The 1,694-nt window shown below is 62.5% G+C and carries 1 protein-coding gene; it reads left to right on the top strand.

Annotation, left to right across the window (positions count from 1 at the left end; translation table 11 throughout):
* The coding region (locus GX181_07770) for a response regulator (GenBank protein NLM71838.1) at positions 1–1,694 on the top strand (1,694 nt) is incomplete at both ends.

Consider the following 1,694-nt stretch of genomic DNA (forward strand, 5'->3'; position numbering starts at 1 on the left):
TACCTGTTCGTGGGCTTCCTGGGAGTCTTCGCATCCCACATGACACCGGATCCCTTCCTTTACGGCCTCAGCGCCATCTACTTCTCCATGAGCCTCGTCACAGCCTTTCACACCCTGGGCTACTACGGCATGGGCGTCTTCCACGGCTGGACCGCCAACGAGCCTACCCAGTTCTGGATACTGATGCGCTTCATCCAGGGGGCGGGGATACCGCTGGTGCTGCTGTTCAGCTCTCGCCCTCGCTTCATCCGGATCTTCTCTGCCGTGATGGGCATAGTCACCCTGGGCGGGATCGCCCTGGTATTCGTCGGCCTCTTCCCCGACTGCTTCCTCCCCGGCACCGGCCTCACCCCCTTCAAGATCGGGGGAGAGTACGTCGTGGCGCTCCTTCTCGTCCTCTCGATAGCCTATTCGCTTCGCGTCCGTCGCGAGGAGGAGGTGGACCGCTCCCGCTCTTTCGAGGTCTCACTCGGATGCTTCGTGCTGGCGGGGATGTCCTTCACCCTCTACACGGACGTGTACGGCTTCTTCAACATGCTGGGGCATGTGCTGCACGGGATGGGAGCATGGATACTGCTGACCGGCTTCGTGACGAAATCCGTCACGGCTCTGCTTGACCGGCACTTCTACGACCTCCGGAGGGCCAAGGAGATGGCCGAGGAGTTGAGCAGGGCGAAGAGCGCCTTCCTGGCCACGATGAGTCACGAGGTGCGCACCCCACTGAACGGAATACTAAGCGCTGCAGCCCTGCTGAGGGACCAGGCACTCGACCCGGAGGAGAGGGACGAGCTGCTCTCCATTCTGGTCAACTCCGGCGAGTCCCTGATGGAGATACTGAACAACATCCTCGACCTCGCCAGGCTGGAGTCGTTCTCGGAGCAGCCCAAGCCGACCCCCTTCCAACCGGAGATGCTTGCACGCGAGGTGCTGGAGCTGTTCAGGGGAAGGGCGATGGAGAAGGGGGTGAGCCTTGTCCCGTTCGTGGACTCGGATCTGCCGGACGCGCTGCTCGGGCATCCGCTCTACCTCAAGCAGGTGCTCTTCAACCTCGTGGGCAACGCGGTCAAGTTCACCGACTCCGGCGAGGTTCGCCTGTTTTTAAGCCAAATGCAGGAGCATGACGGGGGGATATCGCTATTCGTCGCGGTGGAGGACACCGGAATGGGCATAGATTCCGACGAGGTGGCAAGTGTCTTCGATCCGTTTCACCAGGCGGAGAAGGCCGTATCCGCCCGACGAGGCGGCACCGGCCTTGGGCTTGCCATATCCAAACGGCTCGTCGAGTCCATGGGCGGCACCCTCTCCTTGTCGTCGAAGGTCGGCATCGGCAGCGTCTTCTCTTTCACCATCCCGGTGGTGGAGTATGAAGGCAAGCTCGCCGAGCCTGCTCGCCCCGGCCGAGTCGCGGTGCGGCTGGACGGCCTGTCCGTGCTGGTGGTCGAGGACAACGAGGTCAACAGGGAGATGCTTCGCAGGATACTTGAGAGGACGGGCGCATCGTGCGATTACGCCAAGAACGGTCTGGAGGCGCTGAAGAAGAGCGCCGCCGAAGCATACGACGTGATAATCATGGACGTCGACATGCCGGAGATGGACGGCTGCGAGGCCGCAAGGGCGATCCGGGCCCGCGAGGGCGAAGGGGGCAAAGTCCCGATCCTGGCTCTCTCCGCCCACGTGATGGAGGAGTATCGGCA

The organism is Synergistaceae bacterium (genome assembly GCA_012521675.1).
Classification (GTDB): Bacteria; Synergistota; Synergistia; order Synergistales; family Aminobacteriaceae; genus JAAYLU01.